Below are 25,714 nucleotides of genomic sequence, written 5' to 3'. Positions count from 1 at the left end.
TCCTTTATTTCAATTTTTATCTTTCAATTTTTAAAAAGGCATTAGCCTTTTAAAAGGTAATTTAAGAGCTTGAGATAATCTTTTACCTCAGACGCCCTCACGCTTGTTGGTTGGCTTTCTAACGCTAGAAAATCTAACACCTTATCAAGCTTTTCTTTATAAGAAACGCTTTTTTTAAGATTGTTTGAAAGCGTCTTCCTGGGAGATGAGAAACAAGCTTTCAAAAAATCTTCTAATGTTTCAAACCCTTTTTGTAGGGCTTCTTCAAAAAATGGTGCTTGGGCTAATGAAGCCAACGCCTTTTCTTTCAGCGACTCTTTGATCACTTCAAACACGCTAGAAAACACCTTTGGAGGCGGACTAAACGCACTAGGCGGCACATCAAACAAAAGGGTAGCGTTCCCTATCGTGTGCACTAAAACGCTTAAAGCGTTCTGTGAATCTTTAGCGCAAAATTTGAGCGCCACTTCCTTTTGCGTCATCACCAATAAGCCCCTGCATTTAGGGTCTTTGAGCGCGTTTAAAACAAGCCTGGTAGCGATATAATAAGGCAAATTAGAGATCAAAAAATAAGGCTCTTCTTCTTTTAAAAAAAGAGCATCTTTTTCCACCAATTCTAATTGAAAAGGCTTTTTTTGTGCCTTTAGTTTTGATCGCATTTTCTCGCACAAATTGCTGTCTATCTCATAAGTCTTTAAGGGATAGCGATCCAACAACTTGAGAGTCAAATCCCCTAACCCCACGCCGATTTCAATTAATCTTAACGAATTTAAGGGAGGCAAAGCATTAACAATTCTGTCTAAAAACGACTCGTCCGTCAAAAAATGCTGTCCTAAAGACTTTTTAGCTACTACCATAAGAAGCGCTTCTAAAACTCCTCATATTATACCTTAAAAAGGGGATTTGTCTTTCCTTTTTAATGCAACTTTTTTATTATAGCTTTTTTCATTCAAAGATGTTGGTAGTTTTGACAATAGGAACGCTTCAATTAACACTCGTGGCGCTCGTATTAAAAATTAGTATTAAAATCTTTTTCGTTAATAATTGGTTAGATTTTGCATTATAAAATGAAATCCTAGCCAATGAGCTAGAATTTAAATTTCAATTAAAGGAGTCATCATGGCACACCATGAACAACAACACCAAGCGCAACAACAGCAACAACAACAGGCTAACAGCCAACACCACCACCATCACCACGCACACCACCACCATTACTATGGCGGCGAACACCACCATCATAATGCGCAGCAACACGCCGAACAACAAGCAGAGCAACACGCCGAACAACAAGCAGAGCAACAAGCTCAACAACAGCAACAACAACAAGCACACCAGCAACAACAACAAAAAGCACAACAACAAAACCAACAATATTGATTGGAGCGTTTTGTGGGGGCGGCCTTAGGGCTACTCCTAGCTTTTAGCTCTTTCTTTTAATCTAGTAAATTTATCCATTTAAACCAACCCTTTAACTTCGTTAGATTTTTAAACTTTTAAAATCCCTCTTTTGATGGTTATCAAATGGCTCTGTTTTCTATCCAATAAAGATAAGCTTATTCATTGAGTAGTCATAATGGGGCGTAAAACTTTGCCATGCGTATTTGGTGCGATCTAGGGGTGTTTTAAAGGGGTTTGTTGTAGAATCTCATCACGCCCCATAGTTGCGATATGGGGCAAATCCTATGTCAAAAGGAGCATGCCATGAAACACAAAAGTGGCAAACGCTCTTGGAAAACATTATACTTTGAGTTTGCTTTTTTAGGGCTTAAAGTGATCGTTTCTGTGAAACGCTGATTTTCTAAGAGCGTTCCCTTAAGCTTTTAAGCTTAAGGGTTTCCTTTATAAGCGGGTTTGTCCTTGACTTTTGGGGCGTTGGTCATTTTGGTATAAAACTTATTTTTTTAAGGGGATAGAAATAATTCTCCCCTCTATAAAACTAAATCCTCTCATAGAGTGCTTTTAAAAAATACCGCTTTGCTTTAACTCTTTGATTATTTGTCTTAAAAACTACTCCCTTAAAAACCCGTATTCATAGACTTTAGGCTGTATTTCTTTGGCGAGATCTTTTAGGGCGTCTTGCAAGTTAGCGTAAAGCTGTTTGTAATATTCATCTTTAGCTTTAGCGGGTGAATTTAATTTGCCTTGCGCATTACGGCCTTGAAAAAATTCCTTGATGTCATAAAGGCTTGCGTTGGCGTTATAGGGGCGATTTGCGAAATCTTGTTTGTGGTAATAGTGGTAATAGCGATAAATCTCTCTGCCAGCGTCAAACACCCTTGAAGCGCTCGGGCTGAATTTCAGGGGCTTGTTTTCTTTTTTGTCGTTTAAAAAGAGGCTATCGCTCTTTTTAGGCTCTTTGATTTCGCCTTTTAAAAAGTCTAATAAAGCATGGCTAGAATATCTTTCTTTGGCATTGACTTCAGTTTCGCTAAAGGGGATGAAATGATTGATCCCTTGAGCGGTGGTGATGCGGTTTTGGGTGTGAAAAAGCATGAAAATCAAACAATTGTTTTTGAACTCGCTATCGTCTTGCCATGTATCATCATAAGGGGCGTAGAATTGATCCCTATCGTTTTGCCATGTGGCTTTGATGCAATGGCGGATGGAAAAGTAGATTGCGCCGATGAGAAGGTTTGTGGGGGTTAAATTTTCATAGTGTAAATGGCTTGTGCCTTTATGATTTTGTAAATAATTTGTATTTTGGTGAGAAAAATCAGGGGCATCATAAACCAAAATACCCAAATAATCCTGCTCATCTTTGTAGATCTTAAACCACTCGTTTATACTCTTAACCCTATCCACTATCGGCTTAAAAGTTTTATACCCCAAAAATTCGCCAAGCGAGTCAAACACTTCCAAATTGAGCGCGTTGGTTGGTTTTAAGGGGGGGGGGTAGCGGTATCCCACACCAAAAAGCCGATGGGGAATTGCCCTTTCACGTTATCAAAGCTATCCGCAGGCACCATAAACCCCTCTAAAAATTTGGCTTTAAAGACTTCTCTGAATTTTTTAAAATTGCTAGAATTAAGGTATTTGAGCTTTGAAAAACTCGCCATGATGCAACCATCCAATTCCTTATAAATGCGCATGAAAAATTGAGCGAAAAGTTCGTTAGCCCCAGACCCCAAACAATCTTTATAGGTTTCATGAGTCTTGTTGTTTCTTGCGACTTTGGCTTTGTGTTCGCCTGTGCCGCTCATTTTAGCTTTGTTGCCCGCTTCTGCATAAGGCGGGTTGATGTAAATGATGAGCTTTTTTAACTTCTCTTTATCTTTTAAAATTTCTTGTAGGCTTTTAGGCACTTTTTCACTATAAAAATCATCGTTTAAAAAGTCAAATTGGAAAACATGGTTTTCTAGTAGTTTTAAGTGGTTTTTTGCAGCCAGATCTTTAATAATCGCCACATCGTTATGATCTAAAGTGGACAGATACAAATTCGCTTTATTCAATAAACCTCGAAGCAAATTCCCAGTCCCCCCAGCGCAATCCCAAATGATATAATCCTCTTGATAATCTTGCCCCAAAGCTTTAGCTAAATATTCTTGACTCTTTTCTACCCAAATCTTAGGGGTGAAAAACGCCCCCTTTCTTTCTCTAATATCATTTGAAACCAGTAAATCACGCCTTTCTATGATGTAGTCCCAAAATTCTCTTTTAGGTGGTCGTTCATAGATGTTCCAAAAGGTTTGGTGGGCTTTTTGCTTGTCGTTAAATGAAGTTTCATCAAAATTAAACGCCCCAAAATTATTTAACTTCTTATTGAATTTGTAATGATTGATTTTTAAAATGGTGTTAAGGCTTTCCAAAATGGTCTCATTACTCTCGCTTAATAAATCCGCTAAGTAAAAATCAGCGTCTAAAATGCCTTGTTTTTTAGCCTGTTGCCACTCAATAGAAATGCTAGGCTTAACATGTTCTACCCATTTGAAATACACATGCACGAAATTATTCTTATCTACAGGAATTTTAGAGCGTTTAGAATAGAGCAAATTATCTTTAATAAAGGCTTTGAGTTCTTTATTTTGAGTTTCATAATCAAAGATTAAAGCTTCTTTTTCTAAGAGTGGGGTAAGCTCATTGAGTAGGTGTTTAAAACTCTCGGTGTTATGGTTGCTTGGAGTTACAGAAAAATCTATATCGCTTCGTGTAAAAATAAAATCCAGTTTGTGATATTCCACAAAAAGAAAACTAAACGCATCAAACGCCCCTAAATATGGTGGGGGGAAATGCGTATAAAACTTATGCTTACCTATGGTTAGAATGAGTTGGGCTAAAGACTTAAAAAGCTCGCTTTTACCTTTTTTGCCCTCAGCCCATAAAATCGGCTCAATCCATAAAGGCTTGCCTTTGTTCTTATGGCTGTAAGTGATGATAAAATCAATTTTATCTCCGCTAAAGTCAAAGTTTTCAAAAAAGGCTTTGGCTACGCTAGATTTTAGGGGTTCTTCATTGAGGTTACTGAAATCTAAAAGCATTCAAAACACCACCGTTTTGTTTTCATGCACAAACACCCGATCTTCTAAAACCAGTTTTAAAGCCCTAGCCAAAACCAGTTTTTCTATATCCTTACCCGCTAGGCGCATTTTTTCCACGCTGTAATTGTGGTTAATGGGCAGAGTGTCTTGTATGATAATTGGCCCGGCATCAAGGCTTTCATTCACAAAATGCGCCGTGGCCCCAATGACTTTCACGCCCCTTTCAAACGCTTGCTGGTAAGGGTTAGCCCCAATGAATGCGGGCAAGAAACTATGATGGATATTTAAGATCTGATTTTCATAGCGCTTCGTAAAATCATGGCTTAAAATACGCATGTATTTGGCTAAAACGAGCAGATCCGCGCTCACTTTGTGTTTTAATTCCAGGTCTTTAATGATCGCTAAAACTTCTTTTTCATGCAAAATTTGATCAACACAAGGCGCGTAAAAATAAGGGATGTCAAATTTTTCCACTAAAGGGCGTAAAATCTCGTGGTTGGAAATAACGCCTAAAATTTGAGCGTTCAATTCCCCCCCATACACCCTTAAAAGCAAATCCCCTAAGCAGTGGCTCTCTTTAGTAGCGAGTAAAATGATGTTTTTTTTATGCGTTAAAATGACTTCAATCAATAACTCGTTAAAGTTTTCTAAGGCTTTAAAAAGAGCGGTTTTTAAGGATCGCTCTTCTTGCTCTTTAATTTCAGTATTCAAGGGCTTCATTTCTTTTTGGATTTTTAGCCGCATGAAAAAGCGCTGTTTTAAGGGATCAACAAATTCATCGTTTTTGACGATGTTATAGCCCTTGTTAGCGATAGTACTACTTATTGCGCTCACCAAGCCTTTAGAGTCTCTAGCTTGAATTTTTAAAATAAATTCTAACATCTTCATCTCATCAATAATTGATAGCCAAAGGCTTGCGTGATGATACTACTCGCTGATTGCGTGGCTTTTTCAATGAAGCGCTCCATAGGGCTTTTTTCTAGCCAATAAGCTTTTTTAACCTTACTCAATTCCATTAAGCGATCTTGGGCTTGTTTGATCGTGCTGATTTTATCAATGAGTTTTAATTTTAGAGCGTTTTGAGCGCTAAAGACCTTCCCTTCAGCAAAATCCTTATAATCCTTAGCGTTTAATTTTCTGGCTTTAGCGACATCATCCACAAACATTTGGTATTGCTCATTGACTAAATTTTGCAAAAAATCTTTTTCGTTGGGTTTCCACGCTCTGGTGAAAGTGCCTATTTCTTTGTATTCGCCCGCATGCACGCCTTGAGTGGCTACGCCGACTTTATTGAGCAAATTTTCCACATTCGCGCCTGAAAAAATCACCCCAATGGATCCTATCAAACTCGCTTTAGAGGCATAAACTTCGCTCGCTTGCATGCCCGCATAATAGCTCCCGCTCGCCATAACCCCCCTAGCATACGCTAAAACGGGCATTTTTTGCTTCAAATCAGCGATTTTTTCGCTCAATTCCACGCTCGCTGACACCGCCCCACCAGGAGAGTCAATCAAAAGCAAAACGCCCTTAATGCTAGGGGTTTTTAGGATTTTATCCACTTCTTTGTCAAAATCATCGGTGCTAAAAATCGCCCCATTTAAATAGAGTTTAGCGAGATTGGGCGGTTCGCTTGGCGCGCTTTCTTTAGCGCTAAAAAAGACTAACACAATCAATAACAGCACAAACGATTTGAAATACTTCGTGATAAAATCTAAAGGCATAATGATTAAAGCCTTAAAGATTTTTTGAATGAAACTCCACATGCGGTTTTCCTAGACTTAAAAATTTGACCATAAGAGTGTATTATACTTCAAATGTTTTAAGGATTAAATCATGGCGTGTAAATTTTGCCCTAAGATCAGAAAAACAGATTGGATTTTTATTTTAATCGCCGCTTTAGGCTTTTATGCAGTCAATAAACTAGGGTATGCGCCCAAATTCAATACCCACACTTCAAAGCTTTCACGCCCTATTGAAAAGCCTAGCGGTATGACTGAAGAAGAAAGGAAAAAGCGCTTTATTGAGTTGCAAAAAGAATGCTTACTCCATAAAGACAAGAAGGCATGCGAAGAGGTTTTTTAGATTGCATTTGTTGTTTTTTGCGCTTTTAGGGTGTAAATTTTTACGCCCTTTTTGTTTGCAAAAAGGCTTTTTTTAGCGGTGGTTTTTAGTTATTCTAACAACCCCAAACACCCCAAAATTCAAGCACTCTTAAGCTAAGTCTAAGTCTACTATAATCAAAGGATTTTAAAGGGAACTTAAAATCGTATTTATAAAGGTTTGGAATGAGTGAAAACATTAAAAAAACCACGAAAGCTTTTAGGGTTGATTTAGATAGTAGTGAAAATCAAAGTATTTTAAAATCCAGCACACGCTGTTCTAACAACCAGGCCCGTCAAGTTAATGAAGCGGCCAAAAAGATTTATGAATTGATTAAAAACGCTCCATATTCTAACGATGACATCATTTTAAACCACAATAAAATTAAAGAAGCCTTTTTTAGCCCGTTCGAACCGCAGCTAAAAACGCTCAAGTGTTCCTATCGCATTCGCATGCGGATAAAAATAAGGCTTTAAAGGTTAAAGACTATTTGGAAAGCAAAACAAAACACAAAGTGTTTATAGACTCGCTCTTTTGGGATTATAAAGACGATGTCTTAAACAAATTGGCAGAATACGCAGAATACGATGATATAAGTGGGATTGAAGACGCTTTCACGCTCATTCTCAAAAAGTCTTTAGAATACATGATCAAAAAATGCCCTTACTTCGTGTTTTTACAAAGCAAGAATAGTGTTTCTCTTAATCAAGATCTATTAGGCATCACTTATTCAGAATGGATTTATGAAGAATTAAGAATCGCTCATTCTATTAGCAGCGAGAGTCGCTTAACTATAATGATGGAGAGCTTTCAAGTTAGTCATGATATATCGCCATTTTTAAAACATCTAGAGACTATAACCCTCAGCAAACTATCGCAACAAATCAATTCATAGGAACAAGCATGCTTTTAGAAACTTATCAAAAATTACTGGGCGCGAGCTGTTTGGTGCTGTATTTAGTGGGCTGTGGGAGTGGCGGTGAATCGCCGATTGGGATGATTGCGAATAGTGAGAGTGAGTTTCAAATCAGCTCCAAAGCAGATAGCGTTACTATTCAAGGCGTGAAGCTTAATCGGGGTAATTGTGTCGTCAGATTTTCTCAAGCATATGATCGATCAATTTCTGTGCAAGACTTTAAAGATAAAGCAAATGCGTACTGGTATTACTGGTATTTTCAAGATAATAAACCGTTAGCAGGCATGCGGAATAAATTCTCTCAATTAGAGCAAAAGGGTGTGATGATGGAACCTCAAACCCTTAAATTTGGAGAAAGTTTCACAGCGCATTATAAGTGTCAAAATCTCATAGAAGTTGGAGTCAAAACCGACAAAGGCGCTTGGACTTTTAACTTTAAGAGATAAATATCAAACATGGAAAATACCCCAAAAGACAGAGCAAAAATCCTTATAGAAGAGCTTAAAATCTTGCAAGGCGTTATCAATAGAATGGCGCAAAATTCTTTAGAGTGCAAGAAATGGACACTCGCGCTCGCTGTGGGTGTCTTATCCCTTAAAATAGAAGCGATTTCTAATTCTTATGGGTTATGCGTTTTAGGGGTGTTGTTAGCATGTTTTTATCTTTTAGACGCTTATTATCTCACGCAAGAAAGGTTGTTTAGGGAGCAATACCAATGGCTGATAGAAAACAGGCTCAAAACCGATGAAAGATTGTTTGAAGTCTTTCCTGCTCATCAAACTTGCCGGTGCGTGCAATTCTTATGCTCCATGTTTTCGTTTAGCCTTTTCCCTTATTGGGTGTTAGGTCTTTGCTTGGTGGGCTATGGTTTTTGTTTTTGATTCTGTTTCAATGGAGTGTTGGCTATAAAACAACTTGACTCCAATCAAACGATAACTTTTGAAGCGTTTTAAGATTTAGGGTATCGCAAAATAACCCCCTATTTTCTCATGAATTTCACCATTTCTCATGAATTTCACCATAAAATAAAACTTAAAACTATAAAAATAAGGCTTTAAACACCAATACTTGATAAGAACAGAATTTTCAAATCCAAACGCATTCATAATCAGCTCAGACCCACCAAAAACACCAAAAGCAAAAATCAAACATTAAGAAATAAGAAACAACAAAAACAACAAGTAAAAAACCATAAGCAGTAAAAAAACAAACGATTAAGACATAAAAATTAAAACGCAATAAGTAAGAAATAACAAACAACAAGTAAACTAAACACATTAAACATTAAATATAAAGACACCAACAACTAAAAATATAAGCATTAAGAAATAACAAACAATAAGCAAACAAGAATTAAACAAAATCAAGAAGTAAAAAAAAGAAAGAATAAGCTCAATCTTTCAAAACTAAGCAACAAGAAGTTCTTTTGTCAGGTAATACTCTTGGCTTTCAATAAGCGAATATTAAAAGCTTTTCTCTAGAAAGGAGGTGATCCAACCGCAGGTTCACCTACGGTTACCTTGTTACGACTTCACCCCAGTCGCTGTGTGTGCCGTGGGCAGTAGCCAATTTAGCATCCTGACTTAAGGCAAACACAACTCCCATGGTGTGACGGGCGGTGAGTACAAGACCCGGGAACGTATTCACCGCAACATGGCTGATTTGCGATTACTAGCGATTCCAGCTTCATGCAGGCGAGTTGCAGCCTACAATCCGAACTGAGAGGTGTTTTGAAGATTGGCTCCACTTCGCAGTATTGCTTCTCTTTGTGCACCCCATTGTAGCACGTGTGTAGCCCTAGGCGTAAGGGCCATGATGACTTGACGTCGTCCCCACCTTCCTCCTCCTTACGGAGGCAGTATCCTTAGAGTTCTCAGCATGACCTGTTAGCAACTAAGAAAGGGGGTTGCGCTCGTTGCGGGACTTAACCCAACATCTCACGACACGAGCTGACGACAGCCGTGCAGCACCTGTTTTCAAGGTCTGGCAAGCCAGACACTCCACTATTTCTAGCGGATTCTCTCAATGTCAAGCCTAGGTAAGGTTCTTCGTGTATCTTCGAATTAAACCACATGCTCCACCGCTTGTGCGGGTCCCCGTCTATTCCTTTGAGTTTTAATCTTGCGACCGTACTCCCCAGGCGGGATGCTTAATGCGTTAGCTGCATTACTGGAGAGACTAAGCCCTCCAACAACTAGCATCCATCGTTTAGGGCGTGGACTACCAGGGTATCTAATCCTGTTTGCTCCCCACGCTTTCGCGCAATCAGCGTCAGTAATGTTCCAGCAGGTCGCCTTCGCAATGAGTATTCCTCTTGATCTCTACGGATTTTACCCCTACACCAAGAATTCCACCTACCTCTCCCACACTCTAGAATAGTAGTTTCAAATGCAGTTCTATGGTTAAGCCATAGGATTTCACACCTGACTGACTATCCCGCCTACGCGCTCTTTACGCCCAGTGATTCCGAGTAACGCTTGCACCCTCCGTATTACCGCGGCTGCTGGCACGGAGTTAGCCGGTGCTTATTCGTTAGATACCGTCATTATCTTCTCTAACAAAAGGAGTTTACAATCCTAAAACCTTCATCCTCCACGCGGCGTTGCTGCTTCAGGGTTTCCCCCATTGAGCAATATTCCCTACTGCTGCCTCCCGTAGGAGTCTGGACCGTGTCTCAGTTCCAGTGTGTCCGTTCACCCTCTCAGGCCGGATACCCGTCATAGCCTTGGTAAGCCATTACCTTACCAACAAGCTGATAGGACATAGGCTGATCTCTTAGCGATAAATCTTTCCCCCGTAGGGAGTATCTGGTATTAATCATCGTTTCCAATGGCTATCCCAAACTAAGAGGCACATAACCTATGCGTTACTCACCCGTGCGCCACTAATCAGCCTTCTAGCAAGCTAGAAAGCTTCATCGTTCGACTTGCATGTATTAGGCACGCCGCCAGCGTTCACTCTGAGCCAGGATCAAACTCTCCATAAAAGTGTTTGTCCCAAAGCTCTTTTGTTTTTTGATAGGCTGTTGTTATTCCTAACAACAGCTTTAGCGTATCACAAGAACTCGTTTTATTTGATTATTGAATAAAACGGGTTGTGTTCTTAAGTATTACAACAACAAAACAGAAAGAAACTTTTTAAAAAGGTTTAGCCAAACGCTAACCTAAAAATACTCTCATGCCATATCAGTCATCAATCATAATGATATAATCATCATAATCAATGAAATTGATTGGCACTGGTTGGATAAGAATTTCTTATAAAAGAATGAAAGTTATAAAAACCCTCACTCTTTCAAATAAGTTATCCTTAAATCATTTAGAATATCCCTTTAAAAAGAACTTCTATCAATTTGCTTAGTTTTCAAAGATCGTTTGCTTTTAATCAGCTATCCTTGTAAGGTATCAAGCGACTTTTTAAAAGCCCTTGCTGAAACAAGGAAATGAAAGTATAGTCATAGAAAGCTTAAGGTTTGCTTAAACTATGGAATGTTTGGGAAAATATTTTGATTTTTTAGAGCGCTTAAAAATTGCACGATCTTTTCTTTAGGGATAATCACCAAACTTTCGTGGTTTTCTAAAGTGCTGCTAGCCATTCCCATAAACTCCCCTACTTCGCTAAAATAGGGCCTCCCTCCCCACAACATGCTCCCCTTTTTAAAAGAACTATCAAGCGAAAGAAACTTTTTAGATTTCAAAAGTTCAGCCACAGAAATGCCCGTTATCTGTATAGAAAAAGAATTCCCCTCATTCAACGCTGGGTAGTAGAGATCAGAATTGGGTGCTTTTTGATCGGTATAAGGATTTGAATGAAAAGTTTGAGCGTATTTTGTGTAAATCCTTGCATGATAATAGCTCTCTTCTCTTTTATGGCAATAATCGTCTCTAAAATCGGCGGTTTTTAAAAGCGAAAGCCCTTGATTCCTATCCATCGCTTCAAGGCGTAGGCTAGCTATACAAATCAGCTCTTTAGCGCTGCTGTCTTGCATTTTGGCCAAAATCGTTTTAGGGTATAAGCCGTTAGAATAAAGCGTTTCAGAAGAAGCGATATAACGCCCGTTTTTGAGCAAAGTCGCATAGCCTTCTTTATAAGTCCCATCGCTAAAATACACCTTCAATAACGCAACAGAATAAACCCATGCAGGGAGCGTTGGATCAAGGGGCGGATCGTCTCTAACGATTTGAATGCTATTAGCGTTCATCATGCATGAAAATAAAACGATACAACAACCAACCGCTAATCTTTTATGCCAAAACACCATTATCAAACTTACCGCTTAAATTTCAAAAGTATCCTACGGCACTATCGGCCAAAATACCATTTGTTTTAATTTGTTGCTATAATAGATCATTTGAATGACAAAAGCTTATCGCAAAGGTTTATGATGGATCCAATTAAAACTTATGAAATTAAAGAAGAAGAGCTTGCAAAAACCGCTTACGCCACGATCAAAACCAATAAGGGCAATATCGCTCTAAAGCTTTTTTACAAAGACGCGCCCCAAGCGGTCAGTAACTTTGTAACTCTAGCTAAAGAAGGCTTTTATGATGGGCTTAATTTCCATCGTGTGATCGCCGGCTTTGTGGCTCAAGGAGGCTGCCCTTATGGCACAGGCACAGGCGGGCCAGGACACCGCATCAAATGCGAAGTGGTCCATAACCCCAACAAGCACAAAAGAGGCTCTATTTCTATGGCGCATGCTGGGAGAGACACAGGGGGGAGTCAATTTTTCTTGTGTTTTGTGGATTTGCCCCATTTAGATGGCGAACACACCGTGTTTGGCAAGATCACTAGTGCAGAAGGTCTTAATGTCTTGGATAAAATCAAGCAAGGCGATATGATAGAGAGCGTTGTGTTTAGCCCTTCTCTATAAGGAACAAGAGATTAAACATGCTCATACTCAGCCGCAAAGTTAATGAAGGGATTGTCATTGATGATAATATCCACATTAAAGTCATTTCCATAGATAGAGGGAGTGTGCGTTTAGGGTTTGAAGCGCCTGAAAGTACCCTTATTTTGCGCGCTGAACTCAAAGAGGCCATTGTGAGCGAAAACCAAAAAGCTTCTGCTTCCGTAGATGAAAGCGTGTTAGAAAACATCAAAAAGGTCATTAAGCCTTGATGCATGTTTTTGAAGTTTATCCTAAAGTCAATATTTTTTTAAAAATCCTTCACAAAGAAGGGGCTTACCACAAGCTCATTTCTCGCATGTGTTTGGTCAAAGACAAGCTCAAAGACATTATCAGCGTCAAAAGCGCGCTTTCTTTTTCGCTAAAAGGGGATTTTGACTGCCCTTTAGAAGAAAACTCGCTCTTTAAAGCCCTCCAAATTTTAAAAAATTTTTTAAAATCAAAAAATTTCTCTCATTCTGTCATCAAATCCCTAGACACCCTAGCGATTGAAGTGGAAAAAAACATCCCCACTCAAGCCGGATTAGGCGGTGGGAGCGCTGATGCTGGGGGGCTATTGTATCATTTAAATCAGATTTTTGACTGGCGTTTGAGTTTAGAAGAGCTTTATACTATGGGATCTTTAGTGGGCGCGGACACTAACTTTTTCATCTCGCAATACAAAAGCGCTAACGCCACTTCTTATGGCGAAGTCATTGAAAATTTTGAAGAAGAGTCTTTAGGAAATCGCCTAGAAATCTATGCGCCAAATCATGTTTTTTGCAGCACTAAAGCCGTTTATCAAGCTTATAAGCCTAAAACTTGTTTTTCTCAAGCTAAAGAATGGCTTAAAAAACCGAGTTTAGAATGCCTAAAAACTTATGATAGAAACGAATTAAACGATCTTTTAAAACCGGCTTTACTCACTAACCAAGCTTTAAGAAGTATAGAAAGCGAATTAGGCAAGGAGTGGTTTTTTAGCGGGAGCGGGAGTGCGTTTTTTAGGCTAAAGCCTGTGCAAAAAGGGGGCGAATGAAACTCATTGCTAGCAATAAAAAAGCCTATTTTGACTATGAAATTTTGGAAACTTTAGAAGCGGGATTAGCGCTTTTAGGCTCTGAAGTGAAGGCTTTAAGGCAAACTAGGGTGAATTTAAAAGATAATTTTGTTAAAATAATCAAAGGAGAAGCTTTTTTATTTGGTGTTCATATATCATATTTAGATACAATCCATGCGTATTACAAGCCCAATGAAAGGCGAGAGCGTAAGTTGCTTTTACACAAAAAGCAATTATTGAAATGGCAAATTGAAGCGTCTAAAGAACGCTTGAGTATCGTAGGATTGAAATTGTATTTTAACCAAAGAAATAGAGCTAAAATCCAAATTGCTTTAGTGAAAGGAAAAAGATTGCACGACAAAAGACAAAGTCTTAAAGAAAAAGCGCTCAATAAAGAAATTCTTACCGATTTAAAACACCACTTTAAAGGATAATAATGAAAGAAATGGTAGATTATGGGATTATAGGGTTTTTGATCTTCCTCTCTGTTATCGTTATAGCGATCGCAATAGAAAGGTTGTGGTTTTTTGCCACTCTTCGTGTAGATGACTACACAGACAGGCGTAAACTGGAATTAGCCTTACACAAACGCTTGACTTTAGTGGCCACGATTGGCTCAAACGCTCCTTATATCGGTCTTTTAGGAACGGTTATGGGGATCATGCTCACTTTTATGGATTTAGGATCCGCTTCTGGCATTGACACTAAAGCGATCATGACTAATTTAGCCCTTGCTTTAAAGGCGACCGGCATGGGGTTATTGGTAGCGATCCCTGCGATTGTGATTTATAACTTGCTCGTGAGAAAAAGCGAGATTTTGGTTACCAAATGGGATATTTTCCACCACCCGGTTGACACGCAATCCCATGAGATTTATAACAAAGCCTAAGGATTAAGCGGTGAAAAAAGTAGAATCCATGAATGTGGTGCCTTTCATTGACATCATGCTTGTGTTGTTGGTGATCGTGCTTACAACGGCGTCTTTTGTGCAAACTTCAAAGCTCCCTATCAGCATTCCTCAAGTGGATAAAGACAGCACTGATTCTAAAGACGTGTTGGACAAAAAACAAGTTACGATCGCCATTTCTAATAAGGGTTCTTTTTATTTTGACGATAAAGAAATCAGCTTTGAAAATTTAAAACACAAGGTTTCCACTTTGGCTAAAGACACCCCTATTGTCTTGCAAGGCGATAAGAAAAGCAATTTGGATAACTTTATCAAAGTCGTGGATTTATTGCAAACGAACAATTTGAAGCAGCTTTACATTCTTGTTGAAGATAAAAAGAATCAAAAAAATTAGTTTTAGTCAATTTTTAGCATTCTTTAGCTAAAATCTGTGTTTATGTTTAATTTTTATCAAGGGAGTTTTAAATGAAACGCACTTACCAACCACACAACACACCAAGAAAGCGAACCCATGGCTTTCTTGTGAGAATGAAAACCAAAAACGGGCGCAAGGTGATTAATGCCAGACGAGCTAAGGGCAGAAAAAAGCTTTCCGTCTAAACCCTATGACTCTTTAAAAAACAAGAGTGAGTTTGACAGGGTTTATCAAAAGGGGTTTAAAAAACATAACCCTTTTTTTTCGCTCTTTGTTTTGGATTTGTCAAAAGAGTCGCCAAAAGAAAAAGCGGGCTTTAAAGATCCGCTCTTTTGTAGGCTTAAAGACAAAAAAACGCTTTATTTATTAGGCTTGAGCGTGTCCAAAAAAGTCGGCAACGCCGTGAAACGAAACCTTATCAAACGCCGTTTGCGTTCGCTTACATTAAAGCATGCCGCTCTTTGTCAAGGGCTTGCTTTGGTGTTTGTGCCTAGAAGCGATTGTTACCATTTGGATTTTTGGGCTTTAGAAAAACATTTTTTAGAAATGCTAACTTCCATTAAAAACTATATGAACAAAGCCTTAAAAGACTTGAAAAAAGGAATAACTCATACCTATGCGAAACAATAAAACGCCTTTTTTGAGTGCGATTTTTACGGCATCAATTAAGGGTTACCAACGCTTTTTTTCGGCTTTCACTTTTTCAAGCTGTCGGTTTTACCCCACTTGCTCCAACTACGCTCTGTGGTTGCTCTGTTTTGAAAACCCTTTGAGCGCTATGGGTAAGATCATTCTAAGGATACTCTCATGCAACCCTTTTTGCTCTGGGGGCATTGCTTACCCTACTACTCGCTTGAAACGCCCTAGTTTGCTCCAATCTCATAAAGATTTTAACCGCAATTTTAAAACCATTACTTTTTGGCTCGTTCCTACTACAAAAAGCCGCACAACTTACTACATCATTAAGGTTTAATCACAATGGATAGAAACAACAATAATAATCTCCGCTTGATTTTAGCGATCGCTCTGTCTTTCTTGTTTATCGCTCTTTATAGCTATTTTTTCCAAAAACCAAACAAAACAACAACCCAAACCACAAAGCAAGAAACAACCAACAACCACACAACAACAAGTCCTAACGCGCCCAACGCCCAACATTTTAGCGTTACTCAAACCATCCCCCAAGAGAATTTGTTAAGCACCATTTCTTTTGAACATGCCAGGATTGAAATTGATTCTTTAGGGCGCATCAAACAGGTTTATCTCAAGGACAAAAAGTATCTAACCCCCAAACAAAAGGGCTTTTTAGAGCATGTGGGCCATCTTTTTAGCTCCAAAGAAAACGCGCAACCCCCCCTAAAAGAGCTCCCCCTTTTAGCAGCCGATAAACTCAAGCCTTTAGAAGTGCGTTTTTTAGACCCTACGCTCAATAACAAAGCGTTCAACACCCCTTATAGCGCTTCAAAAACCACTCTTGGGCCTAATGAACAGCTTGTTTTAACCCAAGATTTAGGCGCTCTTACTATCATTAAAACCCTGACTTTCTATGATGATTTGCATTATGATTTAAAAATCGCCTTCAAATCGCCCAATAACCTTATCCCTAGCTATGTGATCACCAATGGTTACAGGCCGGTGGCTGATTTGGACAGCTACACCTTTTCAGGCGTGCTTTTAGAAAACAACGACAAAAAAATTGAAAAAATTGAAGATAAAGACGCTAAAGAAATCAAACGCTTTTCTAACACCCTCTTTTTATCCAGCGTGGATAGGTATTTCACCACCTTGCTTTTCACTAAAGATTCTCAAGGTTTTGAAGCCTTAATTGATTCAGAAATCGGCACTAAAAACCCCTTAGGGTTCATTTCTCTTAAAAATGAAGCGAATTTGCATGGCTATATTGGCCCCAAAGATTACCGCTCTTTGAAAGCGATTTCACCCATGCTCACTGATGTGATAGAGTATGGCTTGATCACTTTCTTTGCTAAAGGCGTGTTTGTTTTACTGGATTATTTGTATCAATTCGTGGGTAATTGGGGTTGGGCTATCATTCTTTTAACGATTATCGTGCGCATCATCCTTTATCCTTTAAGCTATAAGGGCATGGTGAGCATGCAAAAGCTCAAGGAATTAGCCCCTAAAATGAAAGAACTCCAAGAAAAATACAAGGGCGAACCCCAAAAGTTGCAAGCCCACATGATGCAGCTTTACAAAAAACATGGGGCTAACCCATTAGGGGGTTGTCTGCCTTTAATCTTACAAATCCCGGTGTTTTTTGCCATTTATAGAGTGCTTTATAACGCTGTGGAATTGAAAAGCTCAGAGTGGATCTTATGGATTTATGATTTATCCATCATGGATCCGTATTTTATTTTACCGCTTCTTATGGGAGCGTCTATGTATTGGCACCAAAGCGTTACGCCAAACACCATGACCGATCCCATGCAAGCAAAGATTTTTAAACTCTTGCCCCTATTATTCACAATCTTTTTAATCACTTTCCCTGCAGGGTTAGTCTTGTATTGGACCACGAACAACATCCTTTCGGTGTTGCAACAACTCATCATTAATAAAGTCTTAGAGAATAAAAAACGCATGCATGCGCAAAACAAAAAGGAACATTGATGCAAAATTTTATTGAAATCAAAGCCAAAACCTTAGAAGAAGCCCTCATTCAAGCTTCTATCGCCTTGAATTGCCCCATTATTAATTTGCAATACGAAGTCATTCAAACGCCCTCTAAAGGTTTTTTAAACATCGGTAAAAAAGAAGCCATTATTTTAGTGGGCGTTAAAGAGAGCGTTAAAGAGGTTAAAGAAGAGAGCGTTAAAGAAACCAACACGAAAGAAATCCATCAAAACAATATAGAAGAAAAAAAACAAAACTTAGAAACAGAAACACCGCAAGAAGAAAGAATCACCCCTAAACCCCCTAAAAAAAACCCTAAAGAAGAATCTCATAATGGAGACAAACTCCATGAAATTAAGCAAGAATTGAAAGACTTATTCTCCCACTTGCCCTATAAAATCAATAAAGTGGAAGTCAGCCTTTATGAACCGGGGGTTTTATTGATTGATATTGATGGCGAAGATTCCGCCCTTTTAATTGGCGAAAAGGGTTATCGCTACAAAGCCCTTTCTTACTTGCTCTTTAATTGGATCCACCCTACTTATGGCTATAGTATCCGCTTAGAAATCTCCACTTTTTTACAAAACCAAGAAAAGGTTATGGAAGCGCAACTCCAAAGCGTGATCATGACCGTGCATGAGGTGGGTAAAGGGCAGATGAAAGCCCCTGATGGCGTTTTAACCTATATCGCTTTAAAGAAACTACGAAAAGCGTTCCCTAACAAATATGTTTCTATCAAAACCAACTTAAACGATGAAAAATACATCGTTATCAACGACTTTAACAATGAATGACACCATCGCCGCTATCGCTACCCCTTTAGGCAAGGGAGCGATTAGCATCATTAAAATCAGCGGCCATAACGCCCTAAACATCCTCAAACAACTCACCCAAAAACAAGACTTCACCCCCAGATACGCTTACGTGTGCGATATTTTTTCTAATGGCGTTTTATTGGACAAAGCGCTAGTCATTTATTTCAAAGCCCCCTATAGTTTCACCGGTGAAGATGTGTGCGAAATCCAATGCCATGGAAGCCCCCTTTTAGCGCAAAATATCTTACAAGCCTGTTTGAATTTAGGGGCTAGGCTCGCTAAAGCGGGGGAATTTAGCAAAAAAGCCTTTTTAAACCATAAAATGGATTTGAGCGAGATTGAAGCGAGCGTTCAGCTCATCCTTTGTGAAGATGAAAGCGTTTTAAACGCTCTGGCTAGGCAGCTTAAGGGCGAGTTAAAAATTTTTATTGAAGAAGCCAGAAATAATCTTTTAAAGCTTTTGGCGAGTTCAGAAGTTTTGATTGATTATAGCGAAGAAGACATCCCTAGCGATTTTTTAAAGGAAGTGTCTTTTAATTTAGAAAAACAAATCGCCTCTTTTAAGGATTTGTTAGACTTTTCTAACGCGCAAAAACAAAGGAACAAAGGGCATGCCTTAAGCATTGTTGGCAAACCCAATGCCGGTAAAAGCTCCCTATTAAACGCTATGCTTTTAGAAGAAAGGGCTTTAGTGAGCGATATTAAAGGCACGACAAGAGACACTATAGAAGAAGTCATTGAACTAAAAGGGCATAAGGTGCGCTTGATTGATACGGCTGGCATTAGAGAGAGCACGGATGAAATAGAGCGTTTAGGGATTGAAAAAAGCCTTAAAAGTTTAGAAAATTGCGACATCATTTTAGGCGTGTTTGATCTTTCTAAACCCCTAGAAAAAGAAGATTTTACTATCATTGACACCCTTAATCGCGCTAAAAAGCCTTGTATTGTCGTTTTGAACAAAAACGATCTAGCCCCCAAACTAGAGCTTGAAATTTTAAAATCTTATCTTAAAATCCCTTATTCTATCCTAGAAACCAACACCCTAAATTCCAAGGCTTGCTTGAAAGATTTGAGCCAAAAAATCAGTGGGTTTTTCCCCAAACTAGACACTCAAAACAAACTTTTGCTCACTTCCCTAGCCCAAAAAACCGCCCTAGAAAACGCCATTACTGAATTGCAAAACGCTAAAAGCCATTTAGACACTTTAGAGCTTTTTTCTTATCATATTTTAAGCGCGATAGAAAACTTGAACTTGCTCACCCGCCCTTATGAAACCAGCCAAATGCTTGATAGCATGTTTAGCGAATTTTGCTTAGGCAAATGAAACCGCTTAAAGAATGGATAAAACCCTTTTTAGCGCTACTTTTTAAGACTTTTTACCCATTAGCGCCGTTTAGTATCCGTATTTGCAAAAAACCATACTGCCATTTTTCAAAAAGGGGTAAAATGAGCTAGTTTAAAATATATACATACTATCAACTGCCTATCAACTGTTTTTGAGTAAAAATGTTAAAAAAGACAATAAGGAGATTTCATGCTAAAACTCGTTAGTAAAACGATTTGTTTGTCCCTAATCGGATCATTCACCGCTGTAGAAGCCTTTCAAAAACACCAAAAAGACGGCTTTTTTATAGAAGCCGGCTTTGAAACCGGGCTATTACAAGGCACACAAACCCAAGAACAAACCATAGCCACCACTCAACAAAAACCCAAACCAAAACCCAAACCCAAACCCATTACCCCTCAAAGCACCTATGGGAAATACTACATCTCCCAAAGCACCATTTTAAAGAATGCGACTGAGTTGTTTGCAGAGGACAATATCACCAACTTAACCTTTTATTCTTTAACCCCTGTGTATGTAACCGCTTATAACCAAGAAAGCGCTGAAGAAGCAGGCTATGGTGATAGCAGCTTGATTATGATACAAAACTTCTTGCCTTATAATTTAAACAATATTGAGCTGAGTTATACAGACAATCAAGGCAATGTAGTCAGTTTGGGCGTGATAGAGACTATCCCTAAACAATCTCAAATCATTCTGCCCGCAAGCTTGTTTAACGATCCGCAACTTAACGCTGATGGCTTCCAACAACTCCAAACCACCACCACAAAATTTTCTGATGCCAGCACGCAGAATCTGTTTAACAAGCTCAGCAAGGTTACAACCAATCTTCAAATGACTTATATCAATTACAACCAATTTTCTAGCGGTAACGGCACTGGTTCTAAACCCCCATGCCCTCCATACGAAAATCAAGAAAATTGTGTGGCTAAAGTGCCGCCTTTCACCTCTCAAGACGCTAAAAATTTGACCAATTTAATGCTGAACATGATGGCGGTGTTTGACTCTAAATCGTGGGAAGATGCTATTAAAAACGCCCCCTTTCAGTTTAGCGACAACAACCTGTCAAAGCCATGTTATTCCAATTATTCTACATGCGTGAACCCTTACAACGATGGGCTTGTGGATCCTAAATTGATCGCTAAAAATGCCGGAGATGAATACAATATAGAAAACGGGCAAACAGGCTCAGTGATATTAACGCCGCAAGATGTTATCTATAGCTATAGAGTTACAAATAATCTTTATGTGAATCTCTTGCCCCCAAGAGGAGGGGATTTAGGGCTAGGGTCTCAATATGGCGGCCCGAATGGCCCAGGCGATGATGGCACCAATTTTGGCGCTTTAGGGATATTGTCTCCTTTCTTAGACCCTGAAATACTGTTTGGCAAAGAATTGAATAAAGTCGCCATCATGCAATTAAGAGACATCATCCATGAATACGGCCATACTTTAGGCTATACGCATAACGGGAACATGACTTATCAAAGAGTGCGCATGTGTGAAGAAAACAATGGGCCAGAAGAGCGCTGTAAGGGCGGGAAAATAGAGCAAGTAAATGGGCAAGAAGTGCAAGTGTTTGACAACGGGCATGAAGTGCGAGACACCGATGGCTCTACCTATGATGTGTGCTCTCGTTTTGGCGGCAAAAATCAGCCCGCTTTCCCTAGCAATTACCCCAATTCCATTTATACTGATTGCTCTCAAGTCCCCGCCGGGCTTATAGGCGTTACCAGTGCGGTTTGGCAGCAACTCATTGATCAAAACGCTCTACCGGTGGATTACACTAATTTGAGCAGCCAAACCAACTATTTAAACGCCAGTTTGAACACGCAAGATTTTGCGACCACTATGCTTAGCGCGATCAGTCAAAGCCTTTCATCTTCTAAATCTAGCACCACTACCTATCGCACTTCAAAAACCTCACGGCCCTTTGGAGCCCCCCTATTAGGCGTTAATCTTAAAATGGGCTATCAAAAATACTTTAATGATTACTTAGGGTTGTCTTCTTATGGCATCATCAAATACAACTACGCTCAAGCCAATAACGAAAAAATCCAGCAATTAAGCTATGGCGTGGGAATGGACGTGTTGTTTGATTTCATCACCAATTACACCAACGAAAAGAACCCTAAAAACAATCTAACCAAGAAAGTTTTCACTTCCTCTCTTGGGGTGTTTGGGGGGTTAAGGGGCTTATACAACAGCTATTATTTGTTGAATCAATACAAAGGGAGCGGTAATTTAAATGTGACCGGTGGGTTGAATTACCGCTACAAGCATTCTAAATATTCTATAGGCATTAGCGTTCCTTTAGTCCAGTTGAAATCTAGAGTCGTTTCTAGCGATGGTGCAACTACCAATTCTATCACCCTTAATGAAGGGGGCAGTCATTTTAAAGTGTTTTTTAATTACGGGTGGATTTTCTAGGGGTTAAAAATTGGCTTTAACCCTCTATTGACTCTAAAACGCTCTTTTTAGGATCTCTTGTAGGCGTTTTTAGTTCTGTTTTGCACATGGGTGTGAGAGTTCGCTCTTTTTGTTCTCACATCGCTTGCGTGTTTTCTTTAAGCTTACTGAAGCTTTTTTCTATCTCATTTGTTTGTTTCATGTTTTTGTTCTCCTTTCACATTCAAACGCCCCTTTTTAGGCGTTTGTTTGGTTTAAAATTGCGTTAGTTTTTAAAAAAGTTTGTTAGTTTGTGGGACAAAAAGATAGACCCTAGCTTTGGGTATTTGAACGCCCAAAGTCATTTGGTTTTTTCAAACAAGCTCGCTTGCGTAGGCTCTTAAAAAAAATTTTAGTTTTTGCGGATTTTAGTTTTTAGTGGGTTTAGTTTTAGAGAAGCTTGTGGGATAAAGAGTATTGAATGATATTTAGTTTATTTGGCGAGAACAAAAGCCACAAACCTTTAGAGGGTTTATTTTAATGGGTGCGAAAATGCCACGCTAAACAAAATAATGACGCTATAAAACTGAATGAATAAAAAAGTGCAAGCAAGATTAATATCCTGCTTATAACCCCGTATTGCCTTGCCCTTCTTTATTGGCATAATCTTTCAGTTCTTTATAAAGCAAAGATTGCAAGCGCGTGATAGCAAAATTCTTATTCTTTTCATCCACTTCAAGGCTTCTATTCAATACAGGCGTGCCTTGACAATCGCTCGCGCTAACAACCACTCTAATGCGTGTGGTGCCATTAGCGTTTTCGGTAAAAACTTCATTTTTGATTTGATAAAGCTTTTCTTCATCGCTAGGGGTCAATACTCTAGCGTAAGCGCTCATGAGAGCGTTTTTAATCTCTGCGTCGCTGTTATCATCAAAAGCGATTCGCACTTTAGGTTTGAAAGCGTTTTGATAATAGATTTTTTCATAATTTTCTAACGAACTCACCGGGACAGAATACGCTTTTAAAATCCTTTCTATAGGCATCGCTTTAGCCAATAAATCCCCCATGCTCTTAGATTGTTGTAAAAAAACCCCTTTACAAACTTTAGGCATTAAGGTGGAAAACTGCCCATAAAGAGCGTTATACTTATCCCTTAAACCCTGCAAAAACAAGTTTTGATTAATCCTTACTCTGGTGTAGTAGATCCCTTTTTGCGCTTCTTGATTGACAATTTCTACATTATTCAATTCCAAGTCATCGGTTTTTAAATTAATCGTTTGCGAATCACTGGATTTTAACTTATTATCCACACGACTTTTTTGAATATGGATTTGTGAATTGACCACCACGCTAATAGAAGCCACTAAATCCGCTAACGCTTTTTGTTTAGAAGCCTCTTTAGAAGTGGCTGAACCACTCCCATAAAGATAGCCTTTTTGGGTGTTTGTTTTGTTATAGGCCTTGCTATACCACTTAGGCTCTGCACTTAAATTGGCACCCACAAAAGCCACAAGGCATGCAAGAATAATCTTTTTCATTATCAATCCTCACTCATTCATTAAAGCGACATGCTTCTTAGTAATCCTTAAAAGCACATAAACTTTATCCGTATCAATAAAAGTGGCCTTTAGCTCACTAGCCTTAATCTCTATTTTATCCCCCTTGAAAGCTTCCATCACTTTCTCTAAGGCGTTTTGTCTGGCTGAGGACAAGCTATAATCCATATCTGAAAGCAATATATCGCTCACCCCACACACTAAAATTTTTTCGTCTTTGGTTTGGGTCTTTTCAATCTGCACTTCTTTTGAGCAATCTTTTGCCCACTTAGGCAAGGACTTCCCCCACGCCACTCCCAACACCAAAACAAGTGCGATAGCAAGGCGTTTCATTAAAACCCTACTTTTTAACCATGCCTAACTCTTCGCGCACTTTATCCACAATTTGCTTATCCAAGCCCACTAAAACAAAAACCCTATCTTTACCAACATAGCGGGCAAGCATTTTAGAAGCGATCAATTCCTTATCCACCAATTGAGAAATTTTTTCAGTATCAGTGCCGCTGATGGACCTTTTACCAGAAGCGTCTACCGTTCTAGTTTTTTCATTTTCCAAATCTTTTTGTAAAGTGGATTTTAAATTCGCCGCTAAATTAGCCCTAGCCTTCGCTGTAGCCTGGTTAGTAGAATAATCCACATCATTATTGGTGATCAAATCTTCAGCCCTTCCTAAAAAGACCCCTGAATATTTTTCATACTTCGCCACTTTTTCCAAATCCCCTACAACCCAATCAGGAGCGCCTTTAGTCGCTTCTTTGTATGCCTTATTGCTTTTACTGATACCTGATTTTGGGGCATGGCTGCAACCTACGATCACCATCGCTGCTATCACACTCATCCCTAAAATTTTTTTAACTTGATTTTTCATTGTTCATCCTTTCAAATATAAATTTAAAACATACGCTTATTGCTAGCGTTCTTCACAATAGGCTTAACATCGCTCCATACCTCTTCACCCGTTTTCCTATTGGTAAGGCTTAGGGTGAAGTCATAGTCCAAGCGCTGCCTAGAACTACTAATAGAGGCTGCGATACTAGATACTTTACCACTTAAAGATAAATCAGCGGCTTTTAAAGTGCCTTTTTCTACAGTGGTGTCTTGATTATACTCTTCGCTCTCTCGTTCTTTTTCGCGCTGTTTCACCATTCGGCTATCCGCTGCAATGCCACTCCCTCCACTCGCCCTTGTGATATTGAACCTCCCATTAGATCGCAACCGCAACTGCCGTGCGATTTCAGTCGTCAAAAGATTCATGTCCAAATTGGGTTGCGTGGTGTCGTTAATCACATCTGAAACTTCAATCAAATGCTTGCCCTTGAGTTGCTCAAAATTAGGGTCGCTAAACATGGAATCTAACATCGCGTTAGCGGTTAGTAATAAATCCGTGCTGTTAATACTTGCAGTCGTATTTTTAGTGGCATCATTCACATTTTGATAAGTCGCCATTTCGCTTGAGCAACCCACCCACAATAAAGCACTCAAAATCACCGAGCTTATAATTTTTAATTTTGTTTTCAATAACATAATGATAGAAACTCCCTATTCAAAATTTAAAACAGATACTTCCGTTCCTAATTTTAAACTTCTAATATAAACACATAGTCAGTGTTTTTGCGGATTTTAGCATTTTATGTGTCTTTTTTTTCACATTCTACAAGTTCTAGCCCTACAAATTTCACACTGTAAGCATTAATACCACAAATCCGCTCATTTTTAGCTTAATTAAAGAAACTTTTTTAACAAACATCTTATTTAAAAACGATAAAAACGATTTTTTGAGATTAAAGAAATAATATAAAAGCTATTTGAAGTTAGCCCCCTATCAAAAAAGGGCTAAAAAAGATTTTTACAAGCTCTTATTTTGACAATAAGACTCTTTAACGCCCTTTATAATAACGCTTTTAAGGCGTCTTCAATCGGTTTTTGAGATCCGGGTTCTACAAGCCTTTCACCCACTTCTTTGGCGTTTTTGTAAAAAATCAAAGTAGGGATCTTGCGAATGCCTAAGCTCTCTTTTAAATCCTGGCTCTCATCAAAAGAAACCTTAAAAAATTCCACCTTGCCTTTGTAAGTTTTGGCTAAATTTTCCATGATCGGCTCAATCTTCCTGCAATCCGGGCACCAGCTCGCCCCCACATTAACCACTACCGCTTGATGGGCGGTTTTTTCTGCGTAATTCTTCCCGTTAATCACTTCTAACATGATAATCCTTATTTTTTAT

27 protein-coding genes, 1 rRNA gene and 2 pseudogenes are annotated in these 25,714 nt (G+C 38.9%); 19 read left to right on the top strand and 11 right to left on the bottom strand.

Features of this window, described 5'->3' with window-relative positions; genetic code table 11:
* Positions 1–41: 41 nt before the first annotated feature.
* A complete protein-coding gene (gene rsmA, locus AYS37_RS07615) occupies positions 42–857 on the bottom strand; it encodes a 16S rRNA (adenine(1518)-N(6)/adenine(1519)-N(6))-dimethyltransferase RsmA (protein ID WP_000259470.1) in 816 nt (271 codons plus the stop codon).
* Positions 858–1,119: 262 nt separating this feature from the next.
* On the opposite strand from rsmA, the gene hpnL reads away from it, so the two are divergent.
* Positions 1,120–1,380: a nickel-binding protein HpnL gene (gene hpnL / locus AYS37_RS07610; RefSeq protein ID WP_078260801.1), complete on the top strand. Its 261-nt coding sequence runs from the start codon at positions 1,120–1,122 to the stop codon at positions 1,378–1,380.
* Between the two features lie 324 nt (positions 1,381–1,704).
* The gene (aapA3, locus tag AYS37_RS09100; protein WP_000681134.1) at positions 1,705–1,797 is read left to right on the top strand and encodes a type I toxin-antitoxin system toxin AapA3; all 93 of its coding nucleotides are present in this window, start codon (positions 1,705–1,707) and stop codon (positions 1,795–1,797) included.
* Between the two features lie 213 nt (positions 1,798–2,010).
* Here aapA3 and AYS37_RS08855 read toward each other — a convergent pair.
* From AYS37_RS08855 to sppA, 3 genes and pseudogenes are all read right to left on the bottom strand, one after another.
* Positions 2,011–4,478, bottom strand: a pseudogene (locus AYS37_RS08855) (hypothetical protein).
* Positions 4,479–5,360, bottom strand: a complete 882-nt coding sequence (purU, locus tag AYS37_RS07595; protein WP_000889136.1) for a formyltetrahydrofolate deformylase — start codon at positions 5,358–5,360, stop codon at positions 4,479–4,481.
* Positions 5,361–5,362: 2 nt separating this feature from the next.
* Positions 5,363–6,241 (bottom strand): signal peptide peptidase SppA, encoded by an 879-nt coding sequence (gene sppA, locus AYS37_RS07590; protein ID WP_000269563.1) that lies wholly within the window; start codon positions 6,239–6,241, stop codon positions 5,363–5,365.
* A 70-nt stretch (positions 6,242–6,311) separates the two neighbouring features.
* Between sppA and AYS37_RS07585 the strand changes: the two genes are divergently transcribed.
* From AYS37_RS07585 to AYS37_RS07570, 4 genes and pseudogenes are all read left to right on the top strand, one after another.
* Positions 6,312–6,560, top strand: a complete 249-nt coding sequence (locus tag AYS37_RS07585) for a hypothetical protein (RefSeq protein WP_000752198.1) — start codon at positions 6,312–6,314, stop codon at positions 6,558–6,560.
* A gap of 203 nt (positions 6,561–6,763) precedes the next feature.
* Positions 6,764–7,473: pseudogene (locus tag AYS37_RS07580) on the top strand (toll/interleukin-1 receptor domain-containing protein).
* Positions 7,474–7,481: 8 nt separating this feature from the next.
* Entirely contained in the window at positions 7,482–7,940 is a 459-nt protein-coding gene (locus AYS37_RS07575; protein WP_000923756.1) for a hypothetical protein, read from the top strand.
* A 9-nt stretch (positions 7,941–7,949) separates the two neighbouring features.
* Positions 7,950–8,375 carry a hypothetical protein gene (locus AYS37_RS07570; protein WP_001874805.1) on the top strand — a complete coding sequence of 142 codons (426 nt, stop codon included), beginning with the start codon at positions 7,950–7,952 and terminating at the stop codon, positions 8,373–8,375.
* A 600-nt stretch (positions 8,376–8,975) separates the two neighbouring features.
* On the opposite strand, the gene AYS37_RS07565 is transcribed toward AYS37_RS07570, so the two are convergent.
* Positions 8,976–10,480: ribosomal RNA gene (locus AYS37_RS07565) — 16S ribosomal RNA — on the bottom strand.
* A gap of 495 nt (positions 10,481–10,975) precedes the next feature.
* Complete coding sequence (locus tag AYS37_RS07560; protein ID WP_000232332.1) at positions 10,976–11,755, bottom strand: hypothetical protein; 780 nt, start codon at positions 11,753–11,755, stop codon at positions 10,976–10,978.
* A 123-nt stretch (positions 11,756–11,878) separates the two neighbouring features.
* Between AYS37_RS07560 and AYS37_RS07555 the strand changes: the two genes are divergently transcribed.
* The 13 genes from AYS37_RS07555 (at position 11,879) to AYS37_RS07495 (ending at position 21,979) form a co-directional block, all read left to right on the top strand.
* Positions 11,879–12,367 (top strand): peptidylprolyl isomerase, encoded by a 489-nt coding sequence (locus AYS37_RS07555; RefSeq protein WP_001874803.1) that lies wholly within the window; start codon positions 11,879–11,881, stop codon positions 12,365–12,367.
* A 17-nt stretch (positions 12,368–12,384) separates the two neighbouring features.
* Positions 12,385–12,615: a carbon storage regulator gene (locus AYS37_RS07550; protein ID WP_000906446.1), complete on the top strand. Its 231-nt coding sequence runs from the start codon at positions 12,385–12,387 to the stop codon at positions 12,613–12,615.
* Positions 12,615–13,418: a 4-(cytidine 5'-diphospho)-2-C-methyl-D-erythritol kinase gene (locus AYS37_RS07545; RefSeq protein ID WP_000557922.1), complete on the top strand. Its 804-nt coding sequence runs from the start codon at positions 12,615–12,617 to the stop codon at positions 13,416–13,418. Before AYS37_RS07550 ends, AYS37_RS07545 begins: the two co-directional genes overlap by 1 nt.
* Entirely contained in the window at positions 13,415–13,873 is a 459-nt protein-coding gene (gene smpB / locus AYS37_RS07540; RefSeq protein WP_000766481.1) for an SsrA-binding protein, read from the top strand. Before AYS37_RS07545 ends, smpB begins: the two co-directional genes overlap by 4 nt.
* Positions 13,874–13,875: 2 nt before the next feature.
* A complete protein-coding gene (exbB, locus tag AYS37_RS07535; RefSeq protein ID WP_000661837.1) occupies positions 13,876–14,328 on the top strand; it encodes a TonB-system energizer ExbB in 453 nt (150 codons plus the stop codon).
* 10 nt (positions 14,329–14,338) lie between these two features.
* A complete protein-coding gene (locus tag AYS37_RS07530; RefSeq protein WP_000755082.1) occupies positions 14,339–14,740 on the top strand; it encodes an ExbD/TolR family protein in 402 nt (133 codons plus the stop codon).
* Between the two features lie 71 nt (positions 14,741–14,811).
* Positions 14,812–14,946 carry a 50S ribosomal protein L34 gene (gene rpmH / locus AYS37_RS07525; protein WP_001847286.1) on the top strand — a complete coding sequence of 45 codons (135 nt, stop codon included), beginning with the start codon at positions 14,812–14,814 and terminating at the stop codon, positions 14,944–14,946.
* Positions 14,906–15,391, top strand: coding sequence for a ribonuclease P protein component (rnpA, locus tag AYS37_RS07520; protein WP_001112472.1), 486 nt, complete (start codon positions 14,906–14,908; stop codon positions 15,389–15,391). Before rpmH ends, rnpA begins: the two co-directional genes overlap by 41 nt.
* On the top strand, positions 15,378–15,734 hold the full coding sequence (gene yidD / locus AYS37_RS07515; protein WP_001245467.1) for a membrane protein insertion efficiency factor YidD: 357 nt from the start codon (positions 15,378–15,380) through the stop codon (positions 15,732–15,734). The genes rnpA and yidD overlap by 14 nt, the downstream gene beginning before the upstream one ends.
* 5 nt (positions 15,735–15,739) lie before the next feature.
* Complete coding sequence (yidC, locus tag AYS37_RS07510; RefSeq protein WP_000375766.1) at positions 15,740–17,386, top strand: membrane protein insertase YidC; 1,647 nt, start codon at positions 15,740–15,742, stop codon at positions 17,384–17,386.
* Positions 17,386–18,183, top strand: coding sequence for a Jag N-terminal domain-containing protein (locus tag AYS37_RS07505; protein ID WP_001178838.1), 798 nt, complete (start codon positions 17,386–17,388; stop codon positions 18,181–18,183). The genes yidC and AYS37_RS07505 overlap by 1 nt, the downstream gene beginning before the upstream one ends.
* A complete protein-coding gene (gene mnmE / locus AYS37_RS07500; protein WP_001874802.1) occupies positions 18,176–19,528 on the top strand; it encodes a tRNA uridine-5-carboxymethylaminomethyl(34) synthesis GTPase MnmE in 1,353 nt (450 codons plus the stop codon). Before AYS37_RS07505 ends, mnmE begins: the two co-directional genes overlap by 8 nt.
* Positions 19,529–19,738: 210 nt before the next feature.
* A complete protein-coding gene (locus tag AYS37_RS07495) occupies positions 19,739–21,979 on the top strand; it encodes an outer membrane beta-barrel protein (RefSeq protein WP_000916352.1) in 2,241 nt (746 codons plus the stop codon).
* Between the two features lie 584 nt (positions 21,980–22,563).
* Here the strand turns inward: AYS37_RS07495 and AYS37_RS07490 are convergent.
* The 5 genes from AYS37_RS07490 to AYS37_RS07470 form a co-directional block, all read right to left on the bottom strand.
* Complete coding sequence (locus AYS37_RS07490; RefSeq protein ID WP_000720449.1) at positions 22,564–23,475, bottom strand: LPP20 family lipoprotein; 912 nt, start codon at positions 23,473–23,475, stop codon at positions 22,564–22,566.
* Positions 23,476–23,484: 9 nt separating this feature from the next.
* Positions 23,485–23,826, bottom strand: coding sequence for a hypothetical protein (locus AYS37_RS07485; RefSeq protein WP_000824768.1), 342 nt, complete (start codon positions 23,824–23,826; stop codon positions 23,485–23,487).
* A 7-nt stretch (positions 23,827–23,833) separates the two neighbouring features.
* Positions 23,834–24,361 (bottom strand): LPP20 family lipoprotein, encoded by a 528-nt coding sequence (locus AYS37_RS07480; RefSeq protein WP_000795968.1) that lies wholly within the window; start codon positions 24,359–24,361, stop codon positions 23,834–23,836.
* A gap of 23 nt (positions 24,362–24,384) precedes the next feature.
* Complete coding sequence (lpoB, locus tag AYS37_RS07475) at positions 24,385–25,017, bottom strand: penicillin-binding protein activator LpoB (RefSeq protein ID WP_000925186.1); 633 nt, start codon at positions 25,015–25,017, stop codon at positions 24,385–24,387.
* A gap of 363 nt (positions 25,018–25,380) precedes the next feature.
* Positions 25,381–25,695 carry a thioredoxin family protein gene (locus AYS37_RS07470; protein WP_000895152.1) on the bottom strand — a complete coding sequence of 105 codons (315 nt, stop codon included), beginning with the start codon at positions 25,693–25,695 and terminating at the stop codon, positions 25,381–25,383.
* Positions 25,696–25,714 lie beyond the last annotated feature (19 nt).

The sequence above is a fragment of the Helicobacter pylori NQ4053 genome (assembly GCF_000274605.1).
Taxonomy (GTDB): Bacteria; Campylobacterota; Campylobacteria; order Campylobacterales; family Helicobacteraceae; genus Helicobacter; species Helicobacter pylori_CV.
The sequence above is the reverse complement of the archived record's forward strand: the minus strand, read 5'-3'. Positions and strand labels throughout refer to the sequence as shown.

Excerpts from the sequence above, each read along its gene's own strand:
- rsmA (WP_000259470.1), bottom strand. The coding sequence starts at position 857 with ATGGTAGTAGCTAAAAAGTCTTTAGGACAGCATTTTTTGACGGACGAG.
- hpnL (WP_078260801.1), top strand. The coding sequence starts at position 1,120 with ATGGCACACCATGAACAACAACACCAAGCGCAACAACAGCAACAACAA.
- aapA3 (WP_000681134.1), top strand. The coding sequence starts at position 1,705 with ATGAAACACAAAAGTGGCAAACGCTCTTGGAAAACATTATACTTTGAG.
- purU (WP_000889136.1), bottom strand. The coding sequence starts at position 5,360 with ATGTTAGAATTTATTTTAAAAATTCAAGCTAGAGACTCTAAAGGCTTG.
- sppA (WP_000269563.1), bottom strand. The coding sequence starts at position 6,241 with ATGTGGAGTTTCATTCAAAAAATCTTTAAGGCTTTAATCATTATGCCT.
- AYS37_RS07585 (WP_000752198.1), top strand. The coding sequence starts at position 6,312 with ATGGCGTGTAAATTTTGCCCTAAGATCAGAAAAACAGATTGGATTTTT.
- AYS37_RS07575 (WP_000923756.1), top strand. The coding sequence starts at position 7,482 with ATGCTTTTAGAAACTTATCAAAAATTACTGGGCGCGAGCTGTTTGGTG.
- AYS37_RS07570 (WP_001874805.1), top strand. The coding sequence starts at position 7,950 with ATGGAAAATACCCCAAAAGACAGAGCAAAAATCCTTATAGAAGAGCTT.
- AYS37_RS07560 (WP_000232332.1), bottom strand. The coding sequence starts at position 11,755 with ATGGTGTTTTGGCATAAAAGATTAGCGGTTGGTTGTTGTATCGTTTTA.
- AYS37_RS07555 (WP_001874803.1), top strand. The coding sequence starts at position 11,879 with ATGGATCCAATTAAAACTTATGAAATTAAAGAAGAAGAGCTTGCAAAA.
- AYS37_RS07550 (WP_000906446.1), top strand. The coding sequence starts at position 12,385 with ATGCTCATACTCAGCCGCAAAGTTAATGAAGGGATTGTCATTGATGAT.
- AYS37_RS07545 (WP_000557922.1), top strand. The coding sequence starts at position 12,615 with ATGCATGTTTTTGAAGTTTATCCTAAAGTCAATATTTTTTTAAAAATC.
- smpB (WP_000766481.1), top strand. The coding sequence starts at position 13,415 with ATGAAACTCATTGCTAGCAATAAAAAAGCCTATTTTGACTATGAAATT.
- exbB (WP_000661837.1), top strand. The coding sequence starts at position 13,876 with ATGAAAGAAATGGTAGATTATGGGATTATAGGGTTTTTGATCTTCCTC.
- rpmH (WP_001847286.1), top strand. The coding sequence starts at position 14,812 with ATGAAACGCACTTACCAACCACACAACACACCAAGAAAGCGAACCCAT.
- rnpA (WP_001112472.1), top strand. The coding sequence starts at position 14,906 with ATGCCAGACGAGCTAAGGGCAGAAAAAAGCTTTCCGTCTAAACCCTAT.
- yidD (WP_001245467.1), top strand. The coding sequence starts at position 15,378 with ATGCGAAACAATAAAACGCCTTTTTTGAGTGCGATTTTTACGGCATCA.
- yidC (WP_000375766.1), top strand. The coding sequence starts at position 15,740 with ATGGATAGAAACAACAATAATAATCTCCGCTTGATTTTAGCGATCGCT.
- AYS37_RS07505 (WP_001178838.1), top strand. The coding sequence starts at position 17,386 with ATGCAAAATTTTATTGAAATCAAAGCCAAAACCTTAGAAGAAGCCCTC.
- mnmE (WP_001874802.1), top strand. The coding sequence starts at position 18,176 with ATGAATGACACCATCGCCGCTATCGCTACCCCTTTAGGCAAGGGAGCG.
- AYS37_RS07495 (WP_000916352.1), top strand. The coding sequence starts at position 19,739 with ATGCTAAAACTCGTTAGTAAAACGATTTGTTTGTCCCTAATCGGATCA.
- AYS37_RS07490 (WP_000720449.1), bottom strand. The coding sequence starts at position 23,475 with ATGAAAAAGATTATTCTTGCATGCCTTGTGGCTTTTGTGGGTGCCAAT.
- AYS37_RS07485 (WP_000824768.1), bottom strand. The coding sequence starts at position 23,826 with ATGAAACGCCTTGCTATCGCACTTGTTTTGGTGTTGGGAGTGGCGTGG.
- AYS37_RS07480 (WP_000795968.1), bottom strand. The coding sequence starts at position 24,361 with ATGAAAAATCAAGTTAAAAAAATTTTAGGGATGAGTGTGATAGCAGCG.
- lpoB (WP_000925186.1), bottom strand. The coding sequence starts at position 25,017 with ATGTTATTGAAAACAAAATTAAAAATTATAAGCTCGGTGATTTTGAGT.
- AYS37_RS07470 (WP_000895152.1), bottom strand. The coding sequence starts at position 25,695 with ATGTTAGAAGTGATTAACGGGAAGAATTACGCAGAAAAAACCGCCCAT.